General features: G+C 59.2%; 16 protein-coding genes and 1 pseudogene. 8 read left to right on the forward strand and 9 right to left on the reverse strand.

All coding sequences use genetic code 11. From position 1 onward, the window contains the following. Positions 1 to 52 precede the first annotated feature (52 nt). The 5 genes from OBACDRAFT_RS11870 to OBACDRAFT_RS11890 all read right to left on the reverse strand — a co-directional run bounded on the left by OBACDRAFT_RS11870 (position 53) and on the right by OBACDRAFT_RS11890 (position 6,647). Complete coding sequence (locus OBACDRAFT_RS11870; RefSeq protein WP_043585864.1) at positions 53 to 856, reverse strand: PEP-CTERM sorting domain-containing protein; 804 nt, start codon at positions 854 to 856, stop codon at positions 53 to 55. 126 nt (positions 857 to 982) lie between these two features. Beyond that, the gene (locus OBACDRAFT_RS11875; RefSeq protein WP_081721997.1) at positions 983 to 3,451 is read right to left on the reverse strand and encodes a hypothetical protein; all 2,469 of its coding nucleotides are present in this window, start codon (positions 3,449 to 3,451) and stop codon (positions 983 to 985) included. An 83-nt stretch (positions 3,452 to 3,534) separates the two neighbouring features. Then, a complete protein-coding gene (locus OBACDRAFT_RS11880; RefSeq protein WP_052361804.1) occupies positions 3,535 to 4,272 on the reverse strand; it encodes a hypothetical protein in 738 nt (245 codons plus the stop codon). 153 nt (positions 4,273 to 4,425) lie between these two features. Then, positions 4,426 to 5,139: a type II secretion system protein gene (locus OBACDRAFT_RS25315; protein ID WP_052361805.1), complete on the reverse strand. Its 714-nt coding sequence runs from the start codon at positions 5,137 to 5,139 to the stop codon at positions 4,426 to 4,428. A gap of 11 nt (positions 5,140 to 5,150) precedes the next feature. Then, positions 5,151 to 6,647, reverse strand: a complete 1,497-nt coding sequence (locus OBACDRAFT_RS11890; protein WP_043585868.1) for a beta-galactosidase — start codon at positions 6,645 to 6,647, stop codon at positions 5,151 to 5,153. A gap of 148 nt (positions 6,648 to 6,795) precedes the next feature. Here OBACDRAFT_RS11890 and OBACDRAFT_RS11895 point away from each other — a divergent pair, with 148 nt between their 5' ends. Beyond that, positions 6,796 to 7,968: an AraC family transcriptional regulator gene (locus OBACDRAFT_RS11895; RefSeq protein WP_043585869.1), complete on the forward strand. Its 1,173-nt coding sequence runs from the start codon at positions 6,796 to 6,798 to the stop codon at positions 7,966 to 7,968. Positions 7,969 to 8,064: 96 nt separating this feature from the next. On the opposite strand, the gene OBACDRAFT_RS11900 is transcribed toward OBACDRAFT_RS11895, so the two are convergent. Together OBACDRAFT_RS11900 and OBACDRAFT_RS11905 are read right to left on the reverse strand one after the other, a co-directional pair. Continuing rightward, a complete protein-coding gene (locus OBACDRAFT_RS11900; protein WP_081721998.1) occupies positions 8,065 to 9,393 on the reverse strand; it encodes an FAD-dependent oxidoreductase in 1,329 nt (442 codons plus the stop codon). 58 nt (positions 9,394 to 9,451) lie between these two features. After that, positions 9,452 to 10,396, reverse strand: a complete 945-nt coding sequence (locus OBACDRAFT_RS11905; protein WP_052361807.1) for a helix-turn-helix transcriptional regulator — start codon at positions 10,394 to 10,396, stop codon at positions 9,452 to 9,454. 151 nt (positions 10,397 to 10,547) lie between these two features. Between OBACDRAFT_RS11905 and OBACDRAFT_RS11910 the strand changes: the two genes are divergently transcribed. The 4 genes from OBACDRAFT_RS11910 (at position 10,548) to OBACDRAFT_RS25320 (ending at position 16,214) form a co-directional block, all read left to right on the forward strand. Further along, on the forward strand, positions 10,548 to 13,721 hold the full coding sequence (locus OBACDRAFT_RS11910; protein ID WP_232767043.1) for a LamG-like jellyroll fold domain-containing protein: 3,174 nt from the start codon (positions 10,548 to 10,550) through the stop codon (positions 13,719 to 13,721). Positions 13,722 to 13,723: 2 nt separating this feature from the next. Beyond that, on the forward strand, positions 13,724 to 14,575 hold the full coding sequence (locus OBACDRAFT_RS11915; protein ID WP_157837044.1) for a hypothetical protein: 852 nt from the start codon (positions 13,724 to 13,726) through the stop codon (positions 14,573 to 14,575). A 70-nt stretch (positions 14,576 to 14,645) separates the two neighbouring features. Beyond that, positions 14,646 to 15,539, forward strand: a complete 894-nt coding sequence (locus OBACDRAFT_RS11920) for a PEP-CTERM sorting domain-containing protein (protein WP_043585873.1) — start codon at positions 14,646 to 14,648, stop codon at positions 15,537 to 15,539. A gap of 42 nt (positions 15,540 to 15,581) precedes the next feature. Then, entirely contained in the window at positions 15,582 to 16,214 is a 633-nt protein-coding gene (locus tag OBACDRAFT_RS25320; protein WP_052361810.1) for a type II secretion system protein, read from the forward strand. 152 nt (positions 16,215 to 16,366) lie between these two features. On the opposite strand, the gene OBACDRAFT_RS11930 is transcribed toward OBACDRAFT_RS25320, so the two are convergent. Both OBACDRAFT_RS11930 and OBACDRAFT_RS11935 read right to left on the reverse strand, forming a co-directional pair. After that, positions 16,367 to 17,815: an FAD-dependent oxidoreductase gene (locus OBACDRAFT_RS11930; RefSeq protein ID WP_043585875.1), complete on the reverse strand. Its 1,449-nt coding sequence runs from the start codon at positions 17,813 to 17,815 to the stop codon at positions 16,367 to 16,369. Positions 17,816 to 17,861: 46 nt separating this feature from the next. Continuing rightward, positions 17,862 to 18,074 carry a 4Fe-4S binding protein gene (locus tag OBACDRAFT_RS11935; protein ID WP_064499230.1) on the reverse strand — a complete coding sequence of 71 codons (213 nt, stop codon included), beginning with the start codon at positions 18,072 to 18,074 and terminating at the stop codon, positions 17,862 to 17,864. 441 nt (positions 18,075 to 18,515) lie between these two features. On the opposite strand from OBACDRAFT_RS11935, the gene OBACDRAFT_RS29720 reads away from it, so the two are divergent. The 3 genes and pseudogenes from OBACDRAFT_RS29720 to OBACDRAFT_RS11950 all read left to right on the forward strand — a co-directional run. Beyond that, entirely contained in the window at positions 18,516 to 18,986 is a 471-nt protein-coding gene (locus OBACDRAFT_RS29720) for a helix-turn-helix domain-containing protein (RefSeq protein ID WP_232767045.1), read from the forward strand. A 359-nt stretch (positions 18,987 to 19,345) separates the two neighbouring features. Next, the gene (locus OBACDRAFT_RS11945; protein WP_043585930.1) at positions 19,346 to 19,927 is read left to right on the forward strand and encodes an RNA polymerase sigma factor; all 582 of its coding nucleotides are present in this window, start codon (positions 19,346 to 19,348) and stop codon (positions 19,925 to 19,927) included. Continuing rightward, positions 19,924 to 20,305 (forward strand): annotated as a pseudogene (locus OBACDRAFT_RS11950) (hypothetical protein); the annotation flags it as partial. The gene OBACDRAFT_RS11945 and the pseudogene OBACDRAFT_RS11950, both read left to right, overlap by 4 nt.

Here is a 20,305-nt window from a genome sequence, read left to right on the forward strand (position 1 = left end):
AAAAAAAGTTGGACTACGAAAGATGCCAGAGGGGGAGGGACGCGAGAGAAATTCAGGCGCGATTTTTGCGACGGTGGCGCACGACAAGACCAAGGGCGGCAACACCAAGTCCGGCGAACAGGGAAATCGCAGCGGGTTCGGGAACTGCAGTGACGGTGCCGTTGAATTTAACGTCATCAAAAATCACCGTGATGTTGGTCCCGTTGGTTTGATAATAGAGCCGGAATTCGATTTCCGTACCGGATGCAATATTCTGAAAGGCGTTGTTAAAGGCGGGATCGGTAAGCGTGACGGAGTAATCGCGCCGTGTTGTCCCGCTGCTTCCTTGCGCCGGCAGGGTGCCGGTGACTGTGCCGTTAACACCAGCCCAATCCTGTTCCAGAATTTTTGCGGTATCGTTTACAAATCCGGTGACCGAGGAGAGGAGATAAAAAGCACGAACGCCACCGGTGCCACTTCCCGCACCCGAGGCGGCCTTGAATGTAAAGGAATCAAGCGACAATTGGTAACCTTCCTGAACCGCTATTGTTACGGAGACATACGAGGCATTCGTGAAGGCGTTTGAGAAATTAAAGCTACTGAGGCTACTTTTGGGAGCAGCCTTGAGGGCTTGCTGATCGGTGATGCCTGCGCTTGTGCTGGCATTGTTAAGCGCGGCGTCGTAGGCAACGATGCCGGTGACGGCGGAGTGGGATTTCAACGCGGTGGCAAGGTCAAGCTCTGTGCCTCCGTTGAAATCCCAAGTGGCCAGCGTATCGGCGGGCGTTGTGGCGGCGGCGGTGATGAATGCGAACACAAATGCGAGCGAACGCAGATAGGCACGCGGATGACTCGGTTTTTCGATATGGTTTTTCATGATGTTTATACGATGGGTTGCAGTTGCGGATGGGTGGATCGGTCGTGGGTGGATTGTTCGTGAGTCTTCGATGGTGAGGTTGAGATAGATGAAAAAGCCCCCGCTCCCACCGGGGGGGGGGGGCGGTCAAGGCAGGCGGGCGGGATCGAGGCCGTAGATGAGGAGCGGTGCGCCGGTGAGTTTTTGTTCGATGACGGCGTTCGTGCCTGTATTGGAAACTGGATACGTTCGTCGCTGGCCGATGCTGTTGATCGTCGTCACGGTTTTTTGTCCGGAGGCAACGGGGAGGGTGACGGGGATTTGAGAACGCCATTCGTCGATCCAAGGTTCGGGCGAGATGTAGTCTTTGCCCACGGCGTCAGTCAGGACGTAGCCGTCGGTGCGATCCCAGAGAATGACAAGGGGACCACGCGGCGTGGTGAACAGGAGTCCGCGGGATTTGCTTTCGTCGCCAGCAGCGTTTTTGGGGAAATGTATCCAGCGGACGAATTTTGCCTGGTCGAGTTCCTCGGCGGCGGCGGCGTAGGCGAGCAGCGAGGGTTTGAAGCTGAGGTCGCGCTGGATGAGGCCGAAGTAGTATTCGCGATCCTTGGGGTTGATGCCGAGTTTGTCGGCATGAGTTGTATCAAAAAGTTGATACCACATGACGGCCTTGACGTTTTCGGCCATGGCGAGGGCGAGGGAGAGCAGGGTGTTTTCCGCGCTGCGTCGCATGGTGTCGGACCAGTAGTGATTGGGGAAGGTGAGGGCGTAAACTTCGGTGAGCCAGAGTTCCTTGGGTTTGCCGGCTTCGCCGTATTTTTTCATGAGCTGCGCGGCGGTGCGGACGGAGCCGTAGTAGTTCCAATAGTTGCCGTAGGCGCCGGTCTGCCAGGTGTCCCAATCGGAGATGGGATAGTCGGCGGCGTAGTTGCCGCGTCCGGGGTGAAGGGCGAGGCCGTCGAGGTATTGCCAGCCTCCGGCAGCGTGGATGGCGTTGGTGAAATTCACATCCATACCGGCAAGTCCGAAGCTGAGGATTTTTATGTTTGTGGCGGGTGGGCCCATTTCTTTTTGGACGCGGCGAATGGCTTCGAGCCACTTCATGTAGCCGGCGACGCGTCGTTCGCGTGCCTGTTGTTTCAAGACATCACCCATGCCGATGGTGGTGGTGCCGTAGTTCATTTCGTTGCCGGGTTCCCAAACGGGATAACCGTTGTCCACGCAGTTCTGGAGCACGGAGCGGATCCATTCATCGTTTTTGGCGATGTCGGTCACGTAGCCGCCTTTGGGCAGGTGGGTGTGGCGGATGGGGGTGATGTGTTTGTAGCCGGGGTTTTTGCCTTCGCGTCCGCTCAGGCGATACCAGCGCACGCCCATGCGTTCCATGACGCGTTGCGCGGAGGCTTCGTCGGGTATCGGCCAGTAGGCGGAGAGTCCAAAGAGGCTGTCCGCCGAGGTGCCTTTGAATTCGTACGGGGGGAGGAGGGCGAGGTGGGTGCGGGCAAAGGCGAGTTCCGCGCCAGTGGTTTTGTCGGAGAGGGAAACTTCCGCAAAAAAGATGTCGCGGGTGGGATCCGGGGATTCGGCAGCGGGACGGAATCGGATGCGTTCGCTGCTCAGTTGTCCTGCGGAGAGGGTGATTTCTCGGGTGCTTCGGGAAACGTAAGCTCCGGCAAAATCGCGTATCCAATATTTCAGGACGTAGGTGCGCGTGGCGTCGCTGGTGTTGGCGATGTCGGCGTTGAGGGTGAGCTCGGGTTGTTTGTCGGCGGGCGCGCCGGGAACGGATTCCCACCAGTTATAGAGGTTGGGGGTGCCAGTTTTGATGGCGGCAGGGCGTCCGTGCCAGCGGGCGGTAACGAGTTCAGCGACATGATCGGCGGGGCTAAGGATGATCGCGCAGCGAGCGATGTGGGTGGTGGAATCTTTCGTTTCGGGGAGCGGGCGGATGTGCTGCGTCCGCTCGGAGGGTTCGGTGTCCCTGCCAAGCGTGGTGCTGGCCGCCGGATCAAAGGCGATGGAGAGAATGCGTTCGCCCAAGCGATAACGAGCGACCCTGCCGTCGAGATGTTCCTGGGGTTGGCCGCCTTTGGGGTGTCGTTTCCAGACGCCCGCTTGAGCGGGGGCGAGGCGGACGAGTTCCGGTGCCAGGGTGCGTTCAAACACACTCATGCCGATGCTGGCGTCGGCGGGCACCTTGGTCAGGGTCCAGGTGATGTCCACGTATCCAGATTTTTGTTGCAATAGTCCGGTGAGCGTGGGGAGCGGAGTGTCGTCTTTTTTGGCGGCTCCGGTTGCTGTCAGGGTGTAGGTGATTTCAAGGGCGGGTTGGCCGTCGTCGGTGGTGAATTTGCGGATTTTGCCGTCGGTGGTTCTGGCCGAGGGTTTGGATTTCAGCGTGAAGGCACCAATGGTGAAGAGGGTTTTCCCGGTGTCGTCGCGGATTTGAATGTCGTTCCATGCCTTGGCTTCGAACGAGAGCGCAGGCGGGTTTTTGACAGGCGGGAGGGGGGCGGGTTGCGCGTTGGCAAGGTTCCCGGATATGAGGATCAGAGGAAGCGTGAGGAGAACCGACATGGTAAGATGGTGGATCAGGCGGCGAATTGATTTCATGAGCAGTGTGAAGGGTGCGTTTGTATTGGTTTTTCTATGGCAGTTTACGGAAATCAGGGAACAGGGGGGGGGGGGGGGGACGATCAGGGGAAAAGCGCGGGGTTGAGGTGAGCTTCGTAAAGGGCTCTGCCGAGTTGGAGGGAGATTTCGTCGATGTCGCCGCCGAAACAGCCGCCGGGTTGCTCCTTGTGAGGTCCGGGGCGGCTTGCCCCGACGGTGAAGAGTTGGGCGTCCTTGTCGTTGAGTTCCACGGGAGCGCGCGAGGTCGTGCCGCCGAAGAGGAATTTGACTTCATCGGCACCGGCAGGAGTCAGCCAGACGCGGAAGCCTGCGCCGCGTTCGCCGAATTCCTTTTTCTGTCCGGGTTCCTTGCAGCGGATGAACACATTGAAGCGTGAGAGCGCTAGGTGATGCCAAGTGTTTTTCTCCCATTTGAAGGGGTCGCTGGTGAAGGTCTGGCATTGGCCGGTGTGCAGTTGCCAGATGAGGGTCATGGTGCGCTGACCGTTCGCGTCGGGTCCGCTGACTTGGAGTTGCCAGAGGCGGGAGGCGTTTTGCGTGGAGCCGCCAACGGCAATCACGTTGACGGCGGCGTTGCCGGGATTGCGCAGCCAGAGTTGGAACGCGAAGCGGTCAGGCCATTGCTGGCCGATGTCTCGCGAGATGGTGCTGGTTTCGCTCGTGAATCCGCTGAAGGCGGTGCCGGAAATGCCGGGAATGCCGCCGGTGATTCTGCCGGTGATGGTTCCGTCTTTGTTGGCGGGCGTGGCGTCTTTGGCCTGTTTGACCGGGCTGGGATCGTCGCACTTCCAGTTAATCATCACAACCTCATCGCCTTTGGATGCGCCCTTTTTCTTCCCCGCGCCAAGTGCGTCAGGTTGCAATGAGGGGAACACAAGTACGAAGACCGTAAGTGGAAAAAGGATACGCGGTAGGAAAACAATGCGCATGGGGAGAAGGGGGGGGGGGGAGGGTCAGGGCTTCCAGATGAACTGTGGATAATCCAAGCCGTTATAGTTTGGCCCAATTTTTTTTACGCTTTGGACATGAGCATCCACGAATAGGAGATTGAGCTGGTCGTTGTGTCTGAATTTGAATCTCGCCACTTTAAACCCAGTAGGGCCTGTGCCATCCCAAGCATTGGTATTTTCATCTTCCCAAACGATGACCGATCGTGACGGGTCCACTGAGTTTATTTTTACACCACTGAATGTTGAATTCCACAAGTAACCAAGTGCGGCCACATTCTTGACTCCCTCGAACGCATCAAACGTAGGGCAAAAAAGATTGATACGACGCCCCATGGCACCTGAGAGATTATTAACAAGGTAGGGGCGCAACTCATGTGACCAGTAGATATTGTTACCGTAGTTGTGCTTGGTGATCTGATTTTTGTTTTCGGAGGCATTAAGCAACATGGCGGTGCCAATCTGCCGGAGGTTGGACTGACATTTCACGGTTCGCGCCGATTCGCGAACACGCCCGGTGACGGGAATGATGATGGCGGTGAGGATACCGATGATGACGATGACGACAAGTAACTCGACGAGAGTGAAGGCGCCGGTCTGGCGCTTCTGTCTGTCAGGTGGCAGCAGGGCGGGGAAAGCAGATTTCATGCTGATGATTATATCAAAATTGGGAGAGTGAATAAAAGTCACTTTGCGCATATTTTCTGGCTTTTCGCGCATGCAATTATTGCTCACCAGCAACGCCCGTGGCTCACCGATGGAGCAGGGGCTCCGGGACTCATGCGTCCGTAAAAATCCTCGATGGGGAAACGTCCGTTTTGCGGCACACAGGCACGCTTCGCGCCGTTGATCAGCGGACAAACCTCAATGGCACCGATCCGGTAGCGTTTTTCCCCGTCGCCGTGTTGTAGTGGAAGTTCAATGACGGGACAGCCGGTGCGGTCGCCAACGGAAAGGAATACATCGTGCCTGCCAGCACGCATGAAGGGTGGCAGAACGCAGCCGGGCATCACGTTGTCCCGCGCTGCGCCGCCGGACGAGGGCAGTGAACTCACGTCAAACGCATCGTCTACGAACACGGCGGCGATGCCACCAGCGGCATCCTTCAACGTCAGGCAGGGGAAGCCGCCCGGAAGACACGGAGCCACGCCGGCATTGCGCCATTGGCCGGCCCAAGTGAAGCGTTGATCGAGACGAATCATGTCCGGGATCGTAATACTTTTGGGGAGGATGCGATATCCGAGACGCTGATTGATCGCGTCGATTAGCGGCCGGTTGTCCTCAAGAAACTCCCGCGGCCACCAATGAATGGATGCGTAGCTGGCATGATACGTCGCAACCGCATCCAGATATTCCTGTCCGCCCCGCCAATGCCCGCCATGACGGCCCACCCCGTAGTGTTCGGATTCGAGAATGACCGGACGGTCCGCAAAAATCTCGTCCGCCCACTCCACCGCCTCCTTGCGGAAAGGGAACACGCCAATGCTGTCGTCGCGCAGCGAAATGCCGTTGCGCACGCAGTAATCCTTCACCCGTGCGGCCCCTCCTCCCCCCCTCCCCCCGTTGGCAGCGGCGTCGCGTCCATCCGGCTCCGATTTCGGCTCAAAAACCTCGTCGGGCACCACAAGCCGGGTTTTGTGAAAATGGCGGCGGTAAATCTCGAAATGTTTCAGTAGTGTATTTCCACATACAGGCTGGCCGGTGCTCCAGTAACGGTGTCCTTCACCCCATGCGCCGTAGGAGCCGATGTCCACAAAATCCAGATACGGCGCGCCATCGTAGCGGGCGGCGAGACGGGCGACGAACGCCTCCAGTTTTTCGAGAAACAGCGGATGTCCGTAATCCGGTTCCCAACACGCGCCGTCATCCATAACCCTGCCCGCCGTAAAACGAAGGCCGGGTGCGCCCTGCTCCTGCACCCAGCGTGGCGTGGCGTATTCCTCTCCCACTTCACAGGCCGACACGCGCAGGGCGATGCGTTTGCCTTCGCGAATCCAACGCTGCGCCGGCGTGTCGAGTACGCTCCATTGGAAGCGGTTTTCCTCCGGTTGCAGCCACGACCAGGGCAAGCGCAGGTAACACACGCCAAGACCGGGAAATTCACTCACTGTGTCGGACGGCGCGAGGTCGCTGCCGTAGAGGTCGATCCAGTTGTCGTAATAGTGCAGCACCCAGCCCATGCCGGGATTTATCAAGGCCTCGTGAGAATCGGTCAGGTTGATGGTCATGGTGTGGCGGCGGCGAACGTGAGCGAAGGGGACGAAAGATGTCTTTCCATATTATCAAAACAGGCGCTTTAGATAAAAGTCGTTTTGCGCATATTTTCTGGCTTTTTGCGTTGCCCCTCCTGCCACATTCCAACTCCCTTCCAGCATCATGCCCGCCACTGATTTTCCCCGCGTTGCCCTGCTTGTTGAAACCTCCACCATGTGGGCGCGCTCCATCCTCGAAGGCGTCAATCGTTACCTGCGCAAGAGCAATTACTGGCAGGTTTTTTTGGAGCCGCACAGTGCCAACGAGATCATCCGCCCGCCCGCGGGTTGGGAGGGCGAGGGTGTGATTGCCGACATCAAGCATCCTGTAATGGCGGAGGAAATACGATCGCTCGGCATTCCCGTGGTCAACGTCTCTCCGGTCACGTTTCCCGATTTTGCCTTTCCCACCGTGACAACGGATCACGACGCCTGCGCGCGCATGGTGGCGGAGTATTATTTCGAGCGCGGATATGCGAATTTCGGATATCTCCACCTTGACGGCAACGACTTTGACGCGGGTGTCATGGGGGAGTTTTGCAAATGCGTGCGGCAGGGCGGCGGCGAATTCTTCAGCATCAATGTGAAGGATCGCATGTGGGGCGTGGCCGACTGGAATCTTAACATCCAGGCGCTGGCCGGCTGGCTGGAGCAACTGCCCAAGCCCGTGGGACTGTTTTCGTGGGCGATAGGGCGCGAGGTGGTTCACGCCTGCCATCTTGCCAGGCTGCGAATGCCCGAGGAGGTGGCGCTGGTGATGACTTCCGATGACGAGGTGTTTTTGGAGATTTCGCACATCCCGATGTCGGGCATCATCCATCCCGGAGCCGAGATCGGACATCAGGCAGCGCGAATGCTCGAGGGCTTGATGGCGCGTGGAAAAAAGAAAAAGGCGCTTCGCAAAGTGCCCCGTGAATTGATTCCTCCCCCCGGAATCAAAACGCGGCAGTCGAGCGATGTGATGGCGATTGCCGATCCGGTGTTGCGCGCCGCCATTGCCTACGCGCGACAACATGCGGGCGAACCGGTGCAGGTATCCGACATGGCAGCACACGCCGGCATCTCGCGCCGGGCGCTGGAACAGCGGTTTGCAAAGACACTGGAGCGCAGCCCCGCCGACTACATCCGCGACATGCACCTGACGCGGGCCAAGGATTTGTTGCGCGAGACGACGTTGCCGATCCCGCAGGTGGCAGACGCATCAGGTTTCGCGTCACCCGAATACATGGCACGTTTTTTCCGCTCCCGTCTGGGCGTCTCCCCGTTGCGGTATCGGAAAAAAATTACAGCCCGATGACACGGGAGCAGCAGCATCCCGCGCAACAGCTTTTCGGCGAATAACTGATAGAGATTACCCCTTTCGTCAGCATTCAGGTTATGCCGCCATTCCTGTCTAGGCTGACTCGCCAATCAATTCTCGCGGCAACACGCCGCGGGCGCTTGCCTGCGCGGCGGCGCGGCCGACGGATTCGCCCATTTGCACGGCGTTGCCGGTGACTCGATAACTGGCGTGTGCAAAGAAATCTCCGCTGATGCAACGTCCCGCCAGCATCAATCCGTCCACGTCGGCTGCGATGGCGGCGCGCAGCGGAATCTGGTAGGGACTCACGCGAATGTTGCCGTTGTGGTAGCTTTTACCGTGCGCGGGATTGGTGCTGTGGATGTCCACGCAAAACGTCACGTCGCAAATGGAATCGGGATGCCTCCCTCCCGATTGTATGTCATCGGCGGTGACAGTATATCGACCGCGAATACGGCGGGCTTCGCGAACCCCGATCTGGGCGGCCGTGGCCACCAGTTGCACGCCAGCCCATGCGCCGCCCGAGCGGCGCAGGGCTGCGATGATGGCATGGATTTCCGCCCGTGCGCTGATGGTGGCCTCGGTAAGGTCGGCGGCGCTGAGGGCGGAGTGCCCGTATTGATGCGTGGCCATCATCGCGAAAAGATTGTTGCGAATGTGAAACAGCGTGGGCGACGCGTAGGACGGACTATGCCCGTGTGACTCGAGATGCGCAAGGAGGCGGCGTTTGGCGGACTCTTGCTTTTGGGAATCGTGGGTGCCGTGATAGTCGTGTATCTCATCAGAGGATACGCCTGAAATCAGGGCCATCAGGCTCATGGGCTGAGTTTCTCCCGTCTTCGGATGGCCGATGTCGAATTGGCAGCCTGCTCGCGCCGCGAGATCACCGTCTCCACTGGCGTCAATGAACACGCTTGCGTTCCAAGCCTCGCGTCCGCTTTTGGATTCCACGATTGCGTGGGTGAGTCTGCCCTTCGGGTTGACGCGGGCGGCGACTACATGACTGTGCAGAAGCACACGGACGCCGGCTTCGGCGGTCATTTCGTCGAGGATGAGCTTCATGCATTCGCAATCGTAGGCGGACGATGGACGGCCCCGCGCATCGTGCGACAAGCCGCCGATGCGGGTTAACCGGACTTTGATTTCCTCCATGATTCCGGTTTTGTTTGCATGGTCGATCAACCAGCACAGGCAGCCGCTGGTCCAGATGCCGCCAAGGCAGCCGTGCGCTTCCACAAGCGTGACACTGGCGCCTTCGCGGGCCGCGGAAATGGCGGCGGCAACTCCGGCAGGCCCCCCCCCGCACACAAAGACATCACAGCGTCCGACAAGAGGGGTGCGGAGATTTTCCGTCAGGAGCGCGCACATGTTTTCGTCATTTTCGCATGTGCCGTTGAACGTGGTTTTGCTGATTCCTCGCATGGGCGTGAACTCTGCGGCTGCGAGGCGTTCCGCATGAGTTGGAGATTCGGGCGAAATGTTACACGAATTTGATTCGGGCTTCTGATACGCGCGTGTTTTCTACTTTGCCGTTGCGGTAGGCGCGAGGGCTCTGGCCTGTGTATTTGGTGAAAAGGCGGGTAAAATAGGCGGGGGAGGCAAAGCCGGTCGTTATGGCGATCTCGTTGATTGGATACAAAGTGTCCCGCAGGAGCAGCCGTGCGCGCTCCATGCGCACGCTGTTATAGTAGGTGAGAGGGCTGATGCCATAGGTGTGCGTGAATACACGACACAGGTGCGGGTAACTGAAACCCAGCTTCGTGAGTTCTTCCTCAAGCGGGAGCCGGGCCGTTTTTGCGTTGTCGAGCATGCGGTTGAGCATGTCGCGCATTCGGGCGGCAAGGTGGCGTTGTGTATCGCCTCCTTCATCGCGTGCGGTGTCGGTGGACGGCAGATAACCGGTTTGCTCTCCGAGAAGATCGATGAGCATTTCGAGCAGCAGGGCGCGGCATGAGGCGCGTTCGCGTGCGGTGCCGTTGTTCCAGCGTTCGCTCAACCGGTCGAATGCCTGGAGGGTGATGGCGGGCGATGGGATGGGACCGTGAAAGATCACATCCGCCGGGATGAAGTCGGGGGCGGGTCTCAGCAGCTCGGAGCGCGGTTTGCCAGGGTGGTAACAGGTGACAGGCATTGAAGGGACCAGGGGCGGGTCCTGATGGAGCCAATCGAAATGCAGCCAGCGCAGCACGATCTTCCCCCGTGAGATTTGGTTGGCGGAGTGGGGCCAGTTGCAGGGTTTGATGATGAAAGAGGCTGGTGCGTTTACGATGCGCGGGAGCCCGTCGAAGCGCGTTTCGCAGGTTCCATTTTCCACGAGCACCAGCGCCTGATTGTAGGTGATGCGCGAAGGGCCGATCCAGCCACGCGAGACTTCGGATCCGATGCTGTGAATCTGAGGTGAGATGAGGTCGAGAAAGTGGGGCATGATGCGCGTGGAGGGGGGGGGGGGGGGGGGAGGGGGATACGTTCAACCGGTTTTGCGAGACGGCTACTGCTGAAGTCACAATCAAATATGTGCAAGTATCATCGTTTTTTTTCTATCACGGTTTTCAGCTTTTCCCGGCAATGTCACTGGCATGGTTGTTGCCCAAAACAAACACGTCCTCCCTTTTCCGCTCCTCCATCGTATGAGCCGGTTGTTGTGGATATGGGCGGCCATCGCCGTGCTGGCTGGCGAGAATCCAGCGGTTGCGGGTGAGGTTCCTGTTGCGGATGCAGCGTTGCAGGACTGGCGAAGTGAGCGGCCTCGCCCGACGGGCGATAATTGGAGATTTTCCTGCCGTATTGAAAATTTGGATTCGGATGATGCCGTCTGGATTGAGTTGCGAGGTCCTGACGGGAGCAGGCTTTATCGTGCGGGTGTGGCCGGTGGACGCAGTCGGCTGGAACAATGGAAGTCCGGAGCATGGGCCCGGATATGGATCGGAGAGGCACCGGGATCGGACAAGGGGAAATTGTCGGAAGGTGTGGGCGTGTTTTGCTTCAACGGATACCTTTTTATCGAGGTTGGAGAGCCGGGAGATGTGCGGCATATCGTGCCTCCTCCGAACATTCATGTGCAGGGGGACATCGACCCGAGCACAGGAAAGGTCTTGGAGCCGGATACGCCGGCTGGAACGGCAACTCCGCGTGAGATCGACTGGACGGTAAGGGCGGGAAGGTCGCGTTCGGATGGGGGACCGCGTGTCGCGGCAATCTCATTTGTCAACGGCCCCAGACCTGCGGTTGAGATGGATTCCAAGGCTCCGCCGCTGCGCAAGGAGGCGATTGCGTGCTACATTCCCTGGTTCCCGTCGGATTTCACCGCTTTGGGGTACCAGCGGCAGAATGATTTCCCGGTGGTGCCGTTACGCATGGATCCTGGTTATGATCCTTTTGCGGAGGAATTACGGCTGATGGCGGCGAATGGAATCACGGCGGTGAGCGCGGACATTGTCTTTTTTACTCCCGATCGGGTGAGGGCGGGGATTGTGACATTCAAAAAATTTCTGCGAGTGGCACGCGCTTCCAACTTGGGAGATTTCAGGGTGCTGCCGTTCGTTGAGCTGAAAAACATCCCGATGACGGTCGCCGCGGCGCTCTACATGATCGAGCGTTTTGGCGACGATCCCGCATGGTTGCGCACCGGTGAACGTGGTGATCCCAGGGGGCGCCCGGTTTTTTTGACCTATCATCATCCGGTGCATTTAAAGATGACGCCGGAACTGTGGACATCCCTGCTCGATGGAGTGAGAGCGGGTGGACGAGATGCGTATTGGATTTATAATTTCGACGGACTCACGCCTGCATTGAGCGGACGCGTGGACATGGAGGAGGCGCGGGCGATCATGCCGGCGGCGGACGCGGTTTTTCATTTCGGCGGAGCGTCGCTCAGGGACAGCGCCGGGTTTGCCCGCTTCATTCGTGAACACTTTTTCCGAAAATATCCACGCGTGGCGGTCGGCTCATCCGTTCACGTCGGTTATTATGCCGCGCGCACCTACAGCAGGAATTTTATCTCACCACGCCACACAGCGGAGTTGCGTGAGATGTGGGCGCTGGCTGAGACGGGGAAGCCGGATTTTGTCCATCTCACAACATGGAATGACTGGAACGAAGCCACGACATTTTGCCCGTCGTTCAGTGATGCGGGCAGTCGATTGGAAATCATGGGGCGGCTTCTTGCCGGTTACTTTGGAAATCCGTTGCCCGAAGGGCGTCCGGGGATTCCCGAACTGGTGCTTTCCTATCGCAAGTCGATTTATCCGGGAGAGCCGTTGCGAGTGGAGGTGCTGCCGCTGCCGACTCGAAACTCGGCCCGGATGCGTGACGTGAAATGTGAGGTGGTCGTAACCGAGGCATCAACGGGACGCGTGGTGTTGCGCGCCGCAAGCCCGGCGCTGTCGATGTCGGCGGAAGCGGCTTCCGGTTCGATGAAACCTTGGTTTTTGGATACGGATGGCCCGGCCATTGCCCCGGATTCTGGCGCACCCGGCGTGCTGCGGGTGGCGGCCCGCGCATTGGTTGATGGCCGGGAAATTCGTTACCACCACCTGCCGGACATCGTCGTTTGCGAACCGGAAGGCAGTAACGACCAGCTTTTTTATTCGGTGCCTTTGCACCGGCTTGCGGGCCCGGAGAGAAGCGTGCGCCTGTCGATCAATGGAGAGGGAGGGGATGCGGCGCGGCAAACGGTGACGGGAACAGGGTTGCATGGAGTGCGCTACGAGGTCACCGGACCGGGCGCTGAAAATGCGCTCGTCGCCGGGATGAAGCGCGGACACCTGATGCGCTTCCTCGCACCGCTTTCAAGCAATGGCGCGGAAGTATTGGAACTGAACCGTCAGGTGCGCCTGACGGCTTCGGAAAGGAACCTCCCGGTGGTGTGGAAAAAATCCGATGGCGGCATTTCACGACAGGTATCGGAGTCGTCGGCACGCTGGACACAGTCGGAGCGCGGAGCGGACTACTTCGCCGCTGTTGCCCGCTTCGACGACGAAACCTGGGCATGGTCCCCCACCGTGCTTGTCCGGCCTCCGGTTTCGCCGACGTCCGTGCTGGCCGAATGGGTGTTTGCCGGGCCCAAGCCCGCCCTCATGGGCAATGTCGCGGGGCTCAACAAGCCGCGCCAGATTATTGAAGACCGATCAATTTATCGTCAGGACATTGAACTTCCCGATGGGATGGGGGCTCAATTCGTCACTTTGCCGGGCAATGGACGTGTCCTTCAGTTTGATGGGAAAACGGTGCTGAAGGCTGAGCCGGACGTGGGAGGCAACGGACCGATCAGCATCGAGGTATTGTTTAGTCCAGGACAAACCGGGCGCCGCGAGACGATTTGCTGGCAACGCGGCGCGCAGGCGGGACTGATGATCGGCGATGATGGGCGTCTGATTGGAGCGCGCTTGCCCGAGTTGCGGAAACATCCCGGACCGTTCGTGGAGGTGCGGGGGAAAAAGCCGCTGCAATCGGGCCGCTTTTACCATGTCGTGGTGCAGTTTACCGGCTCTGCCTTGGAGCTGTGGCTTGATGGCGAATTGCAGGAACGCAAGCCATGCACCGGGACACGTTCCACGGAGGGATTTTCCATCGGAGCCAATTCCAGCGGGAAAGTTGCCGCCGCCGCCGTGGATGAAATGCCGTCGGAGGGATTTTTTACCGGACGGCTCGCCCGAATCGCCGTGTATGGGAAAAGCCTTCCCTCCTCCGCCGTGGAGGAACTTCACCGTGCAACTGTACAACTTCCCTTCCTTGACACCGAGAAACAATGACCATGCCACACTCACACTTATTTGGACGCTTTTTTGTAATGTATTTTACAATACTGCTGGCCGCCGCGTGCGGAAATGCCGGCCAGGAGGGGAGGTGGTTGATTTATGACGGCTTCGACTATCGTTCCCCTGCGCTTGACGGGTGCGACGGCGGAATCGGGGCTTGGAAAACGGAGTGGCACCGCAGCGCGGCGGGGGGTGTTGCGCTGGTGGAGCCTGGATTTGATTTCAACGGCTCGGGACGATGGAGGCTGGCGTCGGCCGGGCGCCGGGCCGAAATTCGCTCCAAGGTGACGGCCGGTTCGTACCGAGATTTCAACTACCCGGAAACGGAGGAGCAGGCGACGGGGAAGGCGGTTTTCTGGTTGTCGTTCCTTGCGCGCGCCGAGGGCGCCCCGTTCGATGTCAGCGCCGATGAGATGTCCCTCCAGTTGCGCGCGGAGAAGGATGTCCCGCTGCTGACAATCGGCGTGATGGGACGGCTGAATGAATGGCGTATCCGTGCGGAGGGATTGAGCAGGCATTTTTCTCGTGGAGCAGAAAAACGACCGCCCGAAAGTTTGGCTTGGATCGTTGTCAGGGTGGACGTGGACTCTGCCCCGGACGCATCCGATGCCGTGCATCTTTGGGTCAATCCTTCCGGGCTCAACGAACCATCGGTCGCGCGCCCGAACGCTCGTATCATCGGAAAGGATATTTGGGACGCAAAGCATCCCTTCTCTCCGATGCGCCTGCGCATAGGCACCATCAGCAGCACGAAGGAGGGGGCAGAAAAATGTTTTTCCTGGGATGAAATACGTATGGGGCGGAGCTTCGCGGACGTGGCTCCTGTGTCCGCTCCGCCAGATGAATAAGCCCCCTCCCCCCCCCCTCCCTTCTCGCCAGACCAAAAATGCACATTCAACACCATCGGAAAATCGAATCATGAAAACGAATACAAAATCATTCCGGCGCATCGTTTGCACGTTTGCCGCCACGCTGCTCCTGCCGTTCTCCTCAATGGCGTCCATCCTGCTTTACGATGGATTTGATTATCCCGCCGGCTCGCTGGTTGGCCGCAATGGCGGCGAAGGATTCAAAACCGCTTGGGCGAATTCGGGCACCGCCTCGGCCAGCACCCTCAACACGAGTGGATCGTCATATTCTGACACCAGCGGCAACGATCTCCTTACGGGGGGAGGGAAAGTTGTCGTTTCAGCGACTGATACAAGTGGGGTTTATCGCACATTCGATCCCATCACGGCAGCTTCTGGAACCACGACGACCTTTTGGCTCTCGTTCGTCGGCAGTACAACCGGAGTGTGGACTCAGGGTGGCGGCGGTTACAGCGCTGCGCTCATATTGCGTAATGGCGATACCGAATTGCTGGCAATCGGAGCATTCGGAACAACCGACGCGTGGCGCGTGCGAGCCAATAATGCAAGCTACAGTCCCGCCCCCGGAGTCGCGTCTTCCTCAACTGAAGCGTTTGTCGTCGTGCGTATCGATGTGAACACTACGACCGGCGGTAATGATTCCGTCTACATGTGGCTCAATCCCGACATCGGTGGCGCCGCTCCTTCAACTTCCACCGCCGCAGGCTCGATCACAGGAACGAATCTCTGGAATGACGGAGCATTCTCGCTTAATCTTCTGCGCATCGGCACGATTGATGGCGGGGCAAAAACAGCCAAGGGCATTACGCTTGATGAGCTGCGCCTGGGCACGGATTTCGCCTCGGTGACACCGCAGGCGGTTCCTGAGCCTGCCACGCTGGCGATGTTGTTTGGCGGCATCGTGTTGTTGACGACGGCAGTTTTCCGCAGACACAGAGCGTAATCAAAATAAGCAATTCCCATTGTTCCCCCCCCCTCTGACATCATGAAGAACCGTGCATTCACCCTTGTCGAATTGCTCACAGTGATCGCCATCATTGGCATTCTTGCTGCAATTATCATTCCAGTGACCGGTAGGGTGCGGGAACAGGCGCGGACAACCCGTTGCCTCGCGCAAATGAGGCAGATTGGTAGCGCATTTTTGATGCATGTTAACGACAACCGGGGCAACCTCCCTGTGCAAATTACGTCCACGGCACAGTGGGATGCGGAAGGAAGCTGGACCTATGCGCTTTTCCCCTACGTGGACAACCGGGCTCTGTTTACCTGCCCGGAAAATCAGACGAAACAGGTGGATGCGCGTGCACCGGTAAATCCCATGTATAATCCCTTTGCCTCGGCACGACTCACGACTCCAGTTGGGGTGCCCATCAATGTGTCTCGTTCACAGAAACCGACACGCGATGTGATTATGATAGAAGAATGGTATGCCTCACTGGGCAGCGCCATCACTGCCGCACAAGACGTAAACCGCGTCGATGCCCATTGGTATCCACACGTTGGCAAGACCCAGCGATCCACGTTGTATCTGGACGGTCATGTGAAGCTGACGCTACGCGGGGGCATCTTGCATAACGGTGTTCCCGGTCAGTGTGAATGGGAGTGGCCACGGTTTTAGAGCAGTTTCATTTAAGCTGGAGCCATTTGATACCTGGTAGGGAGGCCTCTCCGAGGCCTCCGCCGTGCGTAGTGTGAGGATGCGAAATTCATAGGTAGATGGAGCGTGGTTTCGGAGGCCTCGGAGAGGCCTCCCTACCGTTAAGACAACGGCTACTTCACGAAGCTCTGGCCGACTTCGCAGCCGTCGGCGATGAGTTGCTGGCGGAGGTTTTGATGGTCCACCTTGCGCGGAACGACGCCGGCCTTGAGCGACAGCGCCGCCGCAGTGCCCGCCGCCTGCCCCATGTTGAGACAGGTCAGAATCAGACGGCACCCAGCCTGCGCCATGAACTCGCTCGACAGGCAGCGCCCGGCCACAAGGAGGTTATCGATCTTGATCGGCACGAGCGAACGATACGGGATCGAACTGGGAATTTCCTTGCGCCGAAAATCCGCGCCGGTGCGTCCCCAGCCATCGGAAATCGCCTCGTAGCCGCCGGGCGGCGCCCAGGAGCCGCCTTTGCCGTGCGTCGAGACGTAATGGATTTTCCCGTCGATCTCGATCTCGGCCCACTTGACGTTGCCAGGCCCGTCGGGGTTGTGCAGGTCGTAGTGGTGGCCGGTCATGGCAATGGTGTCGGGGAAAGTCGTGGCGCGGGCGAAGTCGAGGGTCGTCAAGATGTATTCGCCGACGACGCGGCGGCTCTCTCGCACTCCGAGCAGGCTGCCGGTGTCGATGAGGTAACTGTTCTCGAAACCGGGAACGCATTTTTTGATGAATTTCGAAAGGATGTCCGCCTGCTCGCGTCCCTCGACATACATGCGCGTGAGGTCTTTGGCGTCGAGCGGGCGGGCGTTGCGCGAGTGAGCGAAGCACATGGAGATTTCGTCCTTGCCGCAGTGTTGCGGGCGTCCGGGAACGTGCGTCACCCAGTTGAGGTGGTTGTCGATTGGATACGGCAGATCGCCGGCGGCGACGGCTTTCTCGATCAGCTTGAGCCAACTCGGGTCGGTCTTCTTCAACTCGGATTCCTGATAACTGTCCCAATCGACACCGCCGAGGCGGAATTCCAGTGAGCAGGCCTGATGTTTGCCGTCGGAGGGGCGGCCTGCCATGCACTCGCAGCCGGAGAAGAAGGCGATGTCGGCGTCGCCTGTGCAGTCGATTATGCGGCTGCCGAGGACGACCCGGCGTCCGTTTTTGTTTTCGACGACGACGCCGCGAATGCGTCCGTTTTCAACAATGGCATCGACGGCGTGGGAGACGAAGAGGATTTCGACACCGGCTTCGGCGACCATGCGATCGAGGATGAGTTTGTGTTTTTCGGGGTCGCTGTTGCGGTGCCAGTGGCCGTTGACGGCGTCGAGGCGGCGGAGCATTTCGGCGCTGATGCCTTTGGCGAAGTCGAGCGGGATGTTGACCAGGCCGGCAGTGGCGAGGCCGCCGAGCGCGGATTCGCGTTCGAGGAGGAGCGTTTTGCAGCCTTTGCGGGCGGCGGACAGCGCGGCGCCAAAGCCGGCCATGCCGCCTCCGCAAACGACAACGTCGTATTCGCCGTACGATGGCATTGAAATCTCGGGGTTGATGTAGCTCCCGTTGCGTTCGATCAGTGGAATCATGGTGTGTTGCTCCTGTTTGCTCCTGTGCGGTTTTCGGTGGATTTGGTTATGCGGTTTTCGCGGGTTGGGTTGCGGGGGGGATGATCCGAATCGCCTCGTTGGGGCAGTTGTCGTAGCATCGTCCGCAGTGTCGGCACCGCTCCTGATCGATCTGCATAAGGTCATCGACGACGACGATCGCATCAGCGGGGCAAGTCCACTTGCAGTTGAAACAAAACTTACAGCCGCGATCGATGACGTATTGGTTCCGGTTGCTCATGAGATTGGCAGGATTGGGTTTGACCGTGTGATCATATCTTCCCCCGCCCCCGCCGACAATGACCGCAAATGCCGTATTCTTGACGCATCTTGTCGAAAACAGCATGAAAGGTCTCTTTATGTATGACCTTGAACCCGCCGTTGTTGATTTCGAAGGGGTTTGTGGCTGCCAAATCACCGTGCACGACCTGGCCCGGGTTTTTGTCCGGAAGGACAGCAAGCCCATGCTGGATGAAAGGCGCGCTTCGCACCGTCAGACCTACGCCGAGTGCGCGGCGGAGGAACGCGATTACTGCGTGGCGCATTGCATGTTTGAGTTCAACCGCAGGGTCAACGAGAGCGGGCGTCCGTATTATTTGAAGCGCTGTCGGAGTGGGTTGATCGAGGTGGCGATTCCGCTTTACCGGCACCAGAATCAGGTGGCGACGCTCTTCGCAGGGCTTTGGAAGCATCCGCTGGATGCGAGCGGGGGGGGGGAGGGAAGGCGACGGCAAAAAAGATTCGTCGTTTGTGCAGTGTGTTGCCGGTGTTTGGGGAGGGTTTGTTGCGGCAGGCGGAGGTTTTGCGCAGTCGTCCGGAAGATGGGTTCCGGTATCGGGAGGAGATCGCCGAGTTTGTTGAGGCGAATTTCAACCAGTCGATTTCGGTGGCGGATCTGGCGCGCAGGCTGTCGCTTTCGGTTTCGAGGACCTGCCATCTGACCAAGGCGCTTTTTGGCAAAAGTTTCTCCGAGATGCTGACTGCCGAGCGTCTCGACCACGCCAGAATCCATCTGACCAACAGCGACTATCGGATTGGCGAAATCGGGTTGTTATGCGGCTTCGGCAGCGCCGAGCATTTTTGCCGGATGTTCACCCGGCACTGCAAAATGCCACCCGGCGAATACCGCAAAAAACACACGGCAACGATTTGATACTGTTTGCTGATCAGAAATGTCTCACGCGGAGACGCGGTGGCGCGGAGGTTTGTTGTTATATCAATAGGCTCTATAAGCGCGCGGGAGAATTTCGTAAGGGAGGTTTTGAGAGCTGTGAATCCGTAGTCTGAATACGTGGCGCGGGCGTCTCGCCCGCTTCGGCAGGCGAGGCGCGTTGCGCCTCGTCCGGTGGCAGAAAGACCGTCGCTCCTTGCCCCGCCTGCGTAACATCAGTTAAAAAAAGACAACAAAACCTCCCAAGGAATCTCTACATCGAGTGTCTTCCCAACATGCATCCTCCATTCCGCCACCGTTTTTTCCGTTCCTGAGCCCCCCGGCCCTGCCGTCCCTCCCGCATGGCTGACGACGCCCCGCAACTCAACCCGCCGCCCGCGCCTCCCGCCCCGGCCCTCTCCCTGGAAGCCCTCTTCCTCGCCGAAGAGTCACGCCTGCTCCGCTTCGCCACCCACCTCACCGGCGACTTCGCCCTCGCTCAAGACCTCGTGCAAGACGCCTTCCTCCGCCTCCACCGTCAACTCCACCAACACCACGACACCATCACCCAGCCGCGCGCCTGGCTCTTCCGGACCCTCCGCAACCTCGCCCACAACCACCGCCGCAAACACGCCCGCGTCACCCCCCTCGACCCCGCCGCCCACGAACAACTCGCCGACCCCGCCCCCCAATCCACTCCGCCCGGCGACCGCCTCGCCCACCACGAATCGCTCCTCCTGATGCGCCTCTGCCTCGACGACCTCCCCCCCCGCGACCGCGAACTCATTCACCTCAAATTCGACCACGAACTCACCTACGACGAAATCGCCCGCCGCACTGGCCTGGGCATCGGCAACATCGGTTACCTCCTTCACCACGCCCTCAAACGCCTCACCGCCGCCTTCCACCGCGCCTCCTCCTCCACCGACCAACCCGCACCATGAACACCCGCGACCCGCACACACCCGACGACGACGCCCGCGTGCTGGCCTATGTTCTCCGCGACTCCACCCTTTCGGCGGACGAACGCTCCGCCATCGAACAACTCCTTGCCACCGACCCCGCCCTTCGCGCCTGGCACGACGAACTCACCACGACAACCCTTCCGCTCGTCCGCGAAACCACGTCCTCTGCCGCCGACCTTCGCATGGACGAAACCCGCCGCACCGCCCTCCTCGCCACCCTCCGTTCCGAAAGTGGCGCAGGCATCTCGCCCGCTGGGAACGCCGAGCCCCAGCTCGGCACGCATGACGTGGGCGTCTCGCCCGTCAGACATGGAGTGCGGCGATTCATCGCCGCTTTGACGGGCCGTTTCAACGGCC

The sequence above is a fragment of the Geminisphaera colitermitum TAV2 genome (genome assembly GCF_000171235.2).
Taxonomy (GTDB): Bacteria; Verrucomicrobiota; Verrucomicrobiia; order Opitutales; family Opitutaceae; genus Geminisphaera; species Geminisphaera colitermitum.

Coding starts and splice junctions, on each gene's coding strand:
- OBACDRAFT_RS11920 (WP_043585873.1), top strand. CDS start 14,646: ATGAAAACGAATACAAAATCATTCCGGCGCATCGTTTGCACGTTTGCC.
- OBACDRAFT_RS11890 (WP_043585868.1), bottom strand. CDS start 6,647: ATGACCATCAACCTGACCGATTCTCACGAGGCCTTGATAAATCCCGGC.
- OBACDRAFT_RS11875 (WP_081721997.1), bottom strand. CDS start 3,451: ATGAAATCAATTCGCCGCCTGATCCACCATCTTACCATGTCGGTTCTC.
- OBACDRAFT_RS11900 (WP_081721998.1), bottom strand. CDS start 9,393: ATGCGAGGAATCAGCAAAACCACGTTCAACGGCACATGCGAAAATGAC.
- OBACDRAFT_RS11945 (WP_043585930.1), top strand. CDS start 19,346: ATGGCTGACGACGCCCCGCAACTCAACCCGCCGCCCGCGCCTCCCGCC.
- OBACDRAFT_RS11935 (WP_064499230.1), bottom strand. CDS start 18,074: ATGAGCAACCGGAACCAATACGTCATCGATCGCGGCTGTAAGTTTTGT.
- OBACDRAFT_RS11910 (WP_232767043.1), top strand. CDS start 10,548: ATGGTTGTTGCCCAAAACAAACACGTCCTCCCTTTTCCGCTCCTCCAT.
- OBACDRAFT_RS11870 (WP_043585864.1), bottom strand. CDS start 856: ATGAAAAACCATATCGAAAAACCGAGTCATCCGCGTGCCTATCTGCGT.
- OBACDRAFT_RS11930 (WP_043585875.1), bottom strand. CDS start 17,815: ATGATTCCACTGATCGAACGCAACGGGAGCTACATCAACCCCGAGATT.
- OBACDRAFT_RS11895 (WP_043585869.1), top strand. CDS start 6,796: ATGCCCGCCACTGATTTTCCCCGCGTTGCCCTGCTTGTTGAAACCTCC.
- OBACDRAFT_RS11915 (WP_157837044.1), top strand. CDS start 13,724: ATGCCACACTCACACTTATTTGGACGCTTTTTTGTAATGTATTTTACA.
- OBACDRAFT_RS11880 (WP_052361804.1), bottom strand. CDS start 4,272: ATGATTAACTGGAAGTGCGACGATCCCAGCCCGGTCAAACAGGCCAAA.
- OBACDRAFT_RS25315 (WP_052361805.1), bottom strand. CDS start 5,139: ATGCGCGAAAAGCCAGAAAATATGCGCAAAGTGACTTTTATTCACTCT.
- OBACDRAFT_RS11905 (WP_052361807.1), bottom strand. CDS start 10,396: ATGCCCCACTTTCTCGACCTCATCTCACCTCAGATTCACAGCATCGGA.
- OBACDRAFT_RS25320 (WP_052361810.1), top strand. CDS start 15,582: ATGAAGAACCGTGCATTCACCCTTGTCGAATTGCTCACAGTGATCGCC.